The 9,612-nt window shown below is 44.1% G+C and carries 9 protein-coding genes; 1 reads left to right on the top strand and 8 read right to left on the bottom strand.

Going from position 1 to position 9,612, the window contains the following annotated elements:
* Nucleotides 1–1,196, bottom strand: a 1,196-nt coding sequence (atpA, locus tag ACWB1W_RS02950) for a F0F1 ATP synthase subunit alpha (RefSeq protein WP_479369907.1), incomplete at its 3' end; no start/stop codon positions are given.
* Between the two features lie 121 nt (nucleotides 1,197–1,317).
* Between atpA and ilvB the strand changes: the two genes are divergently transcribed.
* Complete coding sequence (gene ilvB, locus ACWB1W_RS02945) at nucleotides 1,318–3,075, top strand: biosynthetic-type acetolactate synthase large subunit (RefSeq protein ID WP_479369906.1); 1,758 nt, start codon at nucleotides 1,318–1,320, stop codon at nucleotides 3,073–3,075.
* Here ilvB and ACWB1W_RS02940 read toward each other — a convergent pair.
* From ACWB1W_RS02940 to oadA, 7 genes are all read right to left on the bottom strand, one after another.
* Entirely contained in the window at nucleotides 3,072–3,383 is a 312-nt protein-coding gene (locus ACWB1W_RS02940; protein WP_479369905.1) for a DUF190 domain-containing protein, read from the bottom strand. The genes ilvB and ACWB1W_RS02940 overlap by 4 nt on opposite strands.
* Entirely contained in the window at nucleotides 3,380–3,754 is a 375-nt protein-coding gene (gene crcB / locus ACWB1W_RS02935; RefSeq protein ID WP_479369904.1) for a fluoride efflux transporter CrcB, read from the bottom strand. Before crcB ends, ACWB1W_RS02940 begins: the two co-directional genes overlap by 4 nt.
* On the bottom strand, nucleotides 3,751–4,854 hold the full coding sequence (locus ACWB1W_RS02930) for a glycosyltransferase (RefSeq protein WP_479369903.1): 1,104 nt from the start codon (nucleotides 4,852–4,854) through the stop codon (nucleotides 3,751–3,753). The genes crcB and ACWB1W_RS02930 overlap by 4 nt, the downstream gene beginning before the upstream one ends.
* Nucleotides 4,832–5,137 carry a DUF190 domain-containing protein gene (locus tag ACWB1W_RS02925; RefSeq protein ID WP_479369902.1) on the bottom strand — a complete coding sequence of 102 codons (306 nt, stop codon included), beginning with the start codon at nucleotides 5,135–5,137 and terminating at the stop codon, nucleotides 4,832–4,834. Before ACWB1W_RS02925 ends, ACWB1W_RS02930 begins: the two co-directional genes overlap by 23 nt.
* Before the next feature lie 25 nt (nucleotides 5,138–5,162).
* Entirely contained in the window at nucleotides 5,163–7,040 is a 1,878-nt protein-coding gene (locus ACWB1W_RS02920) for a vWA domain-containing protein (RefSeq protein ID WP_479369901.1), read from the bottom strand.
* A 70-nt stretch (nucleotides 7,041–7,110) separates the two neighbouring features.
* Nucleotides 7,111–7,716 carry an ATP phosphoribosyltransferase gene (gene hisG, locus ACWB1W_RS02915; protein ID WP_479369900.1) on the bottom strand — a complete coding sequence of 202 codons (606 nt, stop codon included), beginning with the start codon at nucleotides 7,714–7,716 and terminating at the stop codon, nucleotides 7,111–7,113.
* The gene (gene oadA / locus ACWB1W_RS02910) at nucleotides 7,716–9,584 is read right to left on the bottom strand and encodes a sodium-extruding oxaloacetate decarboxylase subunit alpha (protein WP_479369899.1); all 1,869 of its coding nucleotides are present in this window, start codon (nucleotides 9,582–9,584) and stop codon (nucleotides 7,716–7,718) included. The genes hisG and oadA overlap by 1 nt, the downstream gene beginning before the upstream one ends.
* Nucleotides 9,585–9,612 lie beyond the last annotated feature (28 nt).

The following is a 9,612-nucleotide window of genomic DNA, read 5'->3' as shown; positions in this document are numbered from 1 at the left end:
AACTGAACGAAAGCTTCAAGCTCTCTGAACTGAGCGAGTTCAAGCCTCAGGGTTCCCGCAACCTGTTTCATAGCCTTAATCTGTGCCGCACCACCGACACGGGAAACGGAAAGCCCTACGTTTATTGCGGGCCTTATACCCTTGTTAAAGAGGTCCGTTTCAAGGTATATCTGTCCGTCGGTTATTGAGATAACGTTCGTGGGAATGTATGCCGCAACGTCACCCGCTTTTGTTTCAATTATGGGAAGTGCGGTAAGTGAACCGGCTCCGAGGTCGTCGTTTAGCTTTGCAGCTCTTTCAAGTAATCTTGAGTGGAGGTAGAAAACGTCACCGGGGTAAGCTTCCCTTCCGGGAGGCCTTCTCATGAGAAGTGAAAGCTGTCTGTAGGCTTCGGCGTGCTTTGATAGGTCGTCGTAAATGATGAGGGCGTGCTTTCCGTTATCCCTGAAGTACTCACCAATAGTACATCCTACGAACGGTGCAAGATACTGTAAGGATGCAGGGTCCGATGCGGAAGCGACAACCACGCAGGTGTATTCCATAGCGCCTTCTCTTTCAAGGAGCTCAACCAATCTCGCTATAGCGGCTCTCTTTTGTCCAATAGCTACGTATATACAGTAAACGTCACTGTTCTTTTGAGCAAGAATAGTGTCTATTGCAACTGTAGTTTTACCCGTTGCCCTATCACCTATTATGAGCTCTCTCTGTCCCCTTCCTATGGGTATCATTGCGTCTATAGCCTTGATACCCGTCTGGAGGGGTTCGTGAACGGGCTTCCTCTTTACAACACCGGGAGCAATTTTTTCAACGGGAGAACGGTATTCGTACTGAATGGGCCCTTTCCCATCAAGAGGATTTCCAAGGGGGTCTATAACCCTTCCTATTAGTCCCTCACCGACGGGAGCGTCAAGAATTCTTCCCGTCCTCTTTACTATATGTCCTTCTTCAATTCCTGTTTCAGAACCGAGGATAATTATACCTACGTTGTCCTCTTCAAGGTTAAAGGCTATTCCCTGCTGACCTCCCTGGAACTCAACTACTTCCATAGCCATTACGTTTTCAAGACCGTAAGCCCTTGCAACACCGTCACCGACGTAGTAAACAACCCCGACCTCTTCCATTTTGGCTTCGGGTTCAAAGTCCTTTATCTGTTGCCTTAGTATCTCAAGGGCTTCCTCATAGGTCAGTGTAGCCATACCTTACCTCCTACCCTTTAATCACTCAGTATTGTATCACAAAGATGCTCTAAACTATTGAAGTTTAAATAAAATTTAACAAATTTATTATTTACCATTATTCAGGAGGTTTTAAGTAAAAATGGCTGCAAAAAAGGGAGCTGATATAGTAATTGAGGTTTTAAAAGAGGAGGGTGTTGAGGTAATATTCGGTCTCCCCGGCGGTGCAATAATGGAAGTATACGATGCCCTCTACAGAATAGGCGGAATAAAACACATTCTCGCAAGACACGAACAGGGTGCCGGTCATATGGCGGAAGGATACGCAAAGGCAACGGGAAAGGTTGGCGTCGTTATGGTAACGTCCGGACCGGGAGCCACGAATCTCGTAACACCTATAGCGGACGCATATATGGACTCGGTTCCAATAGTAGCGATAACAGGACAGGTTCCGACCCATCTCATAGGGAACGATGCTTTCCAAGAAGTTGATATCGTAGGCATAACGAGGCCTATAACGAAGCATAACTTCCTCGTTAAAGATATTAAAGAGCTTCCCCTTATCTTGAGGGAAGCTTTTTACATAGCACGAACGGGAAGACCCGGACCGGTTTTGGTTGACCTTCCGAAGGATATAACTCAGCAGATTGCGGATGTAAGCATACCCTCCGAAGAGGAGGTAAAGAGAGCCCTGCCCGGATACAATCCCCATACGGAGGGAAACCCCGTTCAGATAAAGAAGGCTGCAGAGCTCATAATGTCTGCGAAGAGACCCGTTCTTTACGTTGGCGGTGGTGCGGTAAACTCCGAAGCCCAGGAGGAACTAATAGAACTTGCTGAACTTATGAAAATCCCTGTAACTACTACGACACAAGGAAAGGGGGCATTCCCCGAAACTCATCCCCTTTCTTTGAGAATGCTCGGAATGCACGGAACCTATTACGCAAACATGGCTGTTTACAACTCGGACCTTCTCATAGCGGTCGGTGCAAGGTTTGATGACAGGGTTACGGGTAAGATAGACGAGTTTGCTCCCGAAGCTAAGATAATACACATAGACATAGACCCGGCATCCATATCAAAGAACATAACCGTTGACGTTCCCATCGTAGGAGACGTTAAGGTTGTTCTTAGGAAACTTATAAACGAGTTAAAGAAGAGGGGGGCTAAGATACTTTACCCGGAAGAAAGAAAGAAGTGGCTTGAACAGATTGAAAAGTGGAAGAAACTTCACCCGCTGACCTACAGGAATTCAGATAAAGTGATAAAGCCCCAATACGTTATAGAACAGCTCTGGGAAGCCACAAACGGAGATGCCATAATCGTTCCCGGTGTTGGACAACATCAGATGTGGGCGGCTATGTTTTATAAGTTTAAGTATCCGAGGCAGTTCATAAACTCGGGTGGCCTCGGAACTATGGGATTCGGTCTTCCCGCAGGCATAGGGGCTAAGATAGGAAGGCCCGATAGGGAGGTGTGGGTTGTTGACGGAGACGGCTCTTTCATTATGACGATGCAAGAGATTATAACCGCTGTCCAGTATAAGGTTCCCGTAAAAGTGGCAATAATAAACAACGCTTATCTGGGTATGGTAAGGCAGTGGCAGGAGCTCTTTTACGAAAAGAGGTATTCCGAGGTTGACCTAAGCGTTCAGCCCGATTTTGTAAAGCTCGCAGAGGCGATGGGTGCTGTAGGGCTGAGGGCTAAGAAGCCGAAAGAAGTCAGGGAAGTGATTGAAGAAGCGAGAAAGGTTGAGGACAGACCCGTTATTGTAGATTTCTGGGTTGACAGGGAGGAGAACGTTCTACCTATGGTTCCCGCAGGAAAGTCTTACAGAGATATGATACTTGAAGACGGAAAAGGCAAACACGATGCGGAAACTATGTATCTCGTAGGTTAAAGGTATATAACCTCAACATCCTCCAGGGTTATCAACTCCCCCTCTTTCACTTCTTCTAAAAACTTTTTTATCTTTTCCTCCTCGTCTATTATCTCTATTACTATAGGAAGACTTGAACGAAGTTTAAAAAAACCCTCTTCCCTTAATCTTCCCGTTCTCCCGTATCCCCCTACTCCTCTGAATACGGTCGCACCTTCAAGCCCCTTTTCCTTTGCCTTTTCAAGAACATACTTGTAGTAAGATTTTCCTTCCTTCCTTTTGTCTTCTGAGGTAAATATCCTTAAAAGCTTCTTTTTAACTATTTTCATGATACTTCCCCCACCTTGTAACCTATAAAAACTGCAAGCATTCCAAGTATGTTAGTTCCTAAAAAATAAATAAGAAACCTTATATTTTCCCCTTCTCTAAGGAGCGTTAAACTTTCGTAGGTAAAGGTTGAAAACGTTGTAAACCCTCCCAGGAATCCCGTTATAAAAAGTAACCTATAAACAGGATGAATTCCCAACCTTTCCACAAAAAAGGAGAAGGAAAAACCTATAAGGAAAGCTCCTAGGATATTCACAAGCATAGTCCCTAAGGGGAAACCGAGACCGAGATGCACCTGAACCGTTTTTGAGAAAAAATACCTCAATACGGAGCCGGCAGCACCGCCCAAAGCGACTGCTAAAACGCTCTTCACCTTTTCTTTTCCTCCGTTAACTCTTCAAAGTATTTTAAGAGCTTGTCAGCTACCTTTTCCACCGAAAACTCCGAGGCTTTCTTTAAGGCGTTCCGCCTTATGGTTTCGTAGTATTCCTTATCAGTTAGGAGTTTTATAAGTTCTCTTGCGTAAGCTTCTTCATCGGGATAATCTATGACGGGACAGCATCCGGGAAGTATTTCGGAGGGACCACCTTCTACTTTAAAAGCTACCGGAGGCGTTCCAAGAGCCATAGCCTCGTTAAGGACAAGACCGTACCCCTCCCACAGTGATGTCATGGCGAGAACTTTTGCTTTCCTTACGTAAGGGTAAGGATTCTTTTTCCACCCTAAGAGGTATACACTTCTCTCGAGTTTTAACTCTCTTATAAGTTTTTCAACCTCACCCCTCAGTTCCCCGTCCCCGAGTATAACGAGTTTTGCATCAAGCTCATCTCTTACTCTTCTGAATATCCTTATTAGGTGCGGAAGACCTTTCTGCTTTACGAACCTTGATAGGTTAATTATTACGGGCTTCTCAAATATGCTTTTCTCCTCTTCCGGTATTTCCTCCATTGATAACTCTTTGAGGTTCTCGGTATACACCGGATTGTAAAAAACCTTTACCTTATTCTTTATGAAGTAGGTTCTCTTTAGGTCCTCCTTCACCCCGTTTGAAACTGCAACAATTCCATCAAGCCTTTCAAGAATGAACTTCAGTAAAACCCTGTAGGGAATATATAAAGCTTTCCCGTACTTTATGTAGTTATCGTTATTGCGAATAGAACCTACGAAAATAGTTTCGTGAGAGGGATAAAAGAGCTTGGTTAATCCCATTACCACGGACATCGGTCTCATAAAGCCAAAACAGACATCCGCGTCAATCTCTTTGAGAACCTTTCCGAGCTCAAGGGCCCGCGTTATCTCGTTTTTTCCTTCCAGAAGAATGATTGGAAACTCTTTAGCCCGCTCTATTAAATCCTTCTGGATTATAAAAAATACCTCATTATCTCTCTTTTTGAACTCTCTTGCGAGCATTTCCGCTATTTTTGGTCCGGAGCCCACACTCCAGAGATAATTAAGGTAAAAGGCTATCCTCATAAACCTGTACCTTTTCAAAGGTTATGTAACATTCTTCAAAAAGTTCCGAATTTTCTTCTAGAATACTCAAAAGTTTTTCTCTCTCCCCTACAAGCTCAAGAACTGCGGGAAGTTCATACGAAAGAACCTCTATATCTTCGGAATGGAACTCCCGACCCTTTCCGAAACCGGCTATGCCTTGTAGAACCGCACCTATGTATACTTCCTCATTTTTCAAAACTTCAAGGTAGTTCTTTATGTGTTCCTCCCTTGAGGAGTAAACCCTGAGGAGAACTTTCTCCATAGGGTTTATTTTATAAGGTGTAAGTTCACTTTACGGAAACGAGTCTCTTGAACTGATTCTCCATTACGAAGGAAAAGGTAGACGGTAGTTTTTTAATATCGTCAACGCTTATACCGGTCTTATCAAAATACTCTTTTACCATCCTTGTCGCTTGCCCGACACCTATGGCAACTATCGGGATTCTTAACTTCATCTGTGAAATCATATACCTTAGCTCCTCTCCTTTCAGTCCCTTCGTGGGTTGTCCGTCTGTAAACAGGATTAAAACTCCCTTCTTGTGTTCCTTCTTAGTTATAGTCTCAAGACTTTCAACACCGACGCTTATAGCCTTGCTTAGGTCTGTGCTTCCACCGAGGTTGTTGAGAAGCTCAAATATCCTTCCCTTGGCTGTCTTGTAGTCTTCCTCAAAATCCTTCACCGTGTAAACGTTTTCGTTGAAAGCTTTTACGGAGAATTCCATTCCAAGTTTATCAAGAACCTCGGAAAAGAGTATTAGGGACTTTAGAGCGTTCAGAATCTTTTCTTCCTTCTTCATTGAAGAAGATATATCCATAAGGAGTTCAAAGACAAGCTCCTTCCTCTCGGGAACCTCCCTCTTCATAAATATCCTTCCCCTACCTATGGGAACTTCTGTAGCTATTCTCCTTACGTTTATCCTCTTTCCCCTGTAATATTTTCCGTCCCAGAGCTCGTCCTCCCGAGGTAAGAAGTTGTCAAACTTCCTTTTGAAATGTTCAACGTAGGGGAGAACACTCTTTAAAATAAGCCTGTACCTTTGGAACTCCTTCTGAGTAAGTCCGTGCTCTTTCTTGAACTTCTTATCAAGGTCGGATAACTCTTCTTCCTCTTCTTTTTGTTTCCTTGACTTTAGACTGCTCCCTGCGGATACTTCTTCCCATGCCTTGAATATGAAGCTTACGAAACCTCTATGTTCAACGTCAACCTCCAGGGTTTTAGGAAGAAAGTAATTAAGGAAAGCTATATCTTTTTCAAGTAGGTCTATATAACTCATCTGTTTCATGTAATCCTTCATCCAGTCCGGGATAGAGTCAAAGGCTTTTAGTATGTTCTTTATGACTTCCTTCGGAAGTTCGGAAGCTTTTTTATCTTTATTTTCAATTATGTAGTTCCTTATGTTTTCGGGAAGTTTTGAGAGAATATCCGTCATTATACGGGCTTTATGGCCGTCTTCCCTCTTCCTTCCCTTTGCCTCTTCTATCAGGAGGTCAACGTAGTTAAGTTCCTTTGAGTAATCAACGAGCACACGGAATTTCTGCCATAGATCTTCCATAACTATGTCGTAGGCACTCTGGGGATTTTTCTCCTTAAGGTATTCGTAGAAGCTTTTTTCCATTGTGGTGTGGTAATGCTTTACCTCTTCATCTGCCTCAAACTCTTCGTTTATCCAGGCGTATATAAAAGAGAGGGCAAGCTCGTGGTAAGGGTATGCGGGCTTTATATCCGAGAGTATTTCCTTGTAACGTTTCTTTAAGGAAAGTAGTGCAGAAGGGTTTTCTTCAACTATGTAGTTATCAACCTTAAGGCTCTCAAGAACTGCAAATAACACGAGAAAGGCGGTTGGAACGTATCCCGCTCTGAATACCTCTCTCTGGCCGAACCTCCAGTGCGGGAAGTATGTATGTAGGAGTAGAGTTATCTCGTGTCTCACGCTGTTTACCGTGTAGTCTTCACTTTTTCTCATAAAGTCAACTACGTTGTATAGGATACCCCTCGGTTTTCTTACACCGGGGGGAACTTCCTCAACCTCTCCCTTTGACCACATCTCAAGGAGGGGAAGGTATTTGGGGTCGTATCCTGCTCCCCATCCTTCGTAGGAGGGACTTACTTCTATGTCAAACTCCTCTTCCAATAAGTTTGCTATAGCTTTCCACTTCTCCTTCACAAGATTTGAAACTATTGAAGATTCAGTATCATTTGCAATATAAATTTCTTATAAAGATTTAATGATATTCTTATGAAAGCCTTTTTAGGAAATCAAGCACTTCTTTATTCTTTATTCTGTAACTGTCCCTGTTGGATATAAGCCATGCTGTTGATTCCCCAACTTCTTCTATAACAACCAGCCCGTTTTCCTTCAGGGTTCTTCCCGTCTGAACAAGGTCAAGTATGAACTCGGAAAGTCCCACAAGGGGGGCGAGCTCAACCGAACCGCTAAGATAGTATATCTCAGCCTTTATTCCCTTCCTCTTGAAAAAGTCATAGGCTATGTTGGGATATTTCGTAGCTACGCTTATACGAGTTGAAGAGAAATACTTCTCCTCACTCTCGGGTTTTCCCGCTATCGCTATCTTACAGTATCCTATCCCGAGGTTAACGAGTTTATACACATTGGGTTTTCTCTCAAGGTAAACGTCGTAACCGCATATACCAAGGTCCGCAACACCCCTTTCTACGTAGACGGGAACGTCGGAGGGTTTCACAAGGTAAAAGGTGTAACCGTTCTCCTCAAGGATTAACTTCCTTCCCTCCTTTAGCTCCCTCTCTATAATCCCTTTTTCCATAAGAAGGTTTACACTTTCCCCGAAGAGCCTTCCCTTTGGTAATGCAATCTTCAGCATTACTTTCTCTTCTTTCTCCTTACCTTCTTGGGCTTAATTCTTATAAGGACCTCGTCGGGATTCACCGTTTCACCTACCCTTACGAATATCTCTTCAACAATACCGTCAATTGGGCTGTGTATCTCGTTTTCCATCTTCATGGCCTCAACGACCAGAAGAACGTCCCCTTCCTTTACTTCGTCTCCTACGTTCACTTTTATATTTACAACCTTACCGGTTATGGGTGAGGTAACGTCCCCTACTCCCTTGGGTTTAGGTCTCTTGCTTACTACTGTTCCCCCTTCCGTTGCCTCGGTTGTAAACTCTTCCGATACAGCCGCCTCCCTTATGGGCTGGAGATGAACCTCTTCAAGTTGTCCGTCAAGCCTTATGAAGAAGGTTCTCTTATTGGGTTCTTCTTCTCCTTTACCCGCTATCTGGACGTGATACTGTTCTCCGTGAACGGTTATATAAAACTCTACCGGGGCCTTGCACTCTCTTGTTTCAACCGGTTCCTCAAGGGGAACGGGTGGAACTTCTCCTTTTTCAACCTTTTCCCTCCATTCAAAGAACTCTTTTGCAACAACAGGGAACAATGCGTAAGAAAGTATGTCCTCCTCGCTTCTTGCTCCCGCTTCTATCGCCTCGTCCCTTATCTTATCAAGCTCCGGCTCAAGGAGGTCAGCAGGCCTAATATCGTAAATAGGCTTTTCATCTCCGAGAATCTTCCTTATTATTTCCTCCTTTATCGGTGCGGGAGGTCTTCCGTATAGTCCCTTAACGTAGTCCTTTGTTTCCTTTGTAACGACCTTATAACGTTCCCCGTGAAGAACGTTTAAGAAAGCCTGGGTTCCTACAATCTGACTTGTAGGTGTAACGAGAGGAGGATATCCCAGGTCTTCTCTTACCCTCTTTACCTCTTCAAGAACTTCCTCAAGTTTATCCTCAAGATTCTGCTCCCTCAGCTGGGAGATGAAGTTAGATATCATCCCGCCGGGGATTTGATGTATCAGAACCTCAACGTCGGGATAAGGAGGAAGAACGTCATACTTCTTGTATTTCTTCCTAACCTCCCTCATCACGTCTCCCGCTTTTTTATACAGCTCCGTATTTACGTTTACCTGATAACCGAACTCCCTCAGAACGTATATCATCGTCTCCCCGGGCGGGTGGGATGTTTGTCCCGAAAGGGAGTAACAAGCGGTATCAATCATCTCCGCTCCTGCTTCTATGCCTTTTAGCTGTGCCATCTCAGCAAGGTCGGCGGTGGTCTGGGTATGAAGATGAACAGGGTGTTTAGGAAACTCAGACTTCAGAGCGGAAACAAGTTCGTAGCATACCTTCGGTGATAAAATCCCCGCCTGGTCTTTTATGGAAATAATATCAACTCCCATATCAACGAGTTCCCTTGCCACGTTTACGTAATACTCAACGGTGTGAACAGGGCTAATCGTGTAGGAGAGAACACCCTTAACTATAGCTCCCACCTTCTTTGCAGTTTCTATAGCCTTTCTCATATTGCGGGTATCGTTAAGGGCATCAAAAATCCTAAAAACTTCTATACCGTTGTCGTAAGCCTTCTTTACGAAAGCCTCAACCACGTCGTCCGGGTAGTGCCTGTATCCTACTACGTTTTGACCTCTTAAAAGCATCTCAAGTTTTGTGTTCTTAGCTCTGTCCTTGAACTTTCTAAGTCTTTCCCACGGGTCTTCTTTCAGATATCTAAGGCAAACGTCAAAGGTTGCCCCTCCCCAAACTTCCAGAGACCAAAAGCCGCACTTATCAAGTATTTCTATAGCCTCAAGCATATCCTCGGTTCTTACCCTCGTAGCGAGGAGGCTCTGAATTCCATCCCTGAGGGATACGTCAGTAACTTTAATCTCTTTCATAGTTTCACCTCGCTTCCTAAAAAACTTA

The sequence above is a fragment of the Aquifex sp. genome (assembly GCF_056494385.1).
This window is presented reverse-complemented; position numbering and strand designations above follow the sequence as displayed.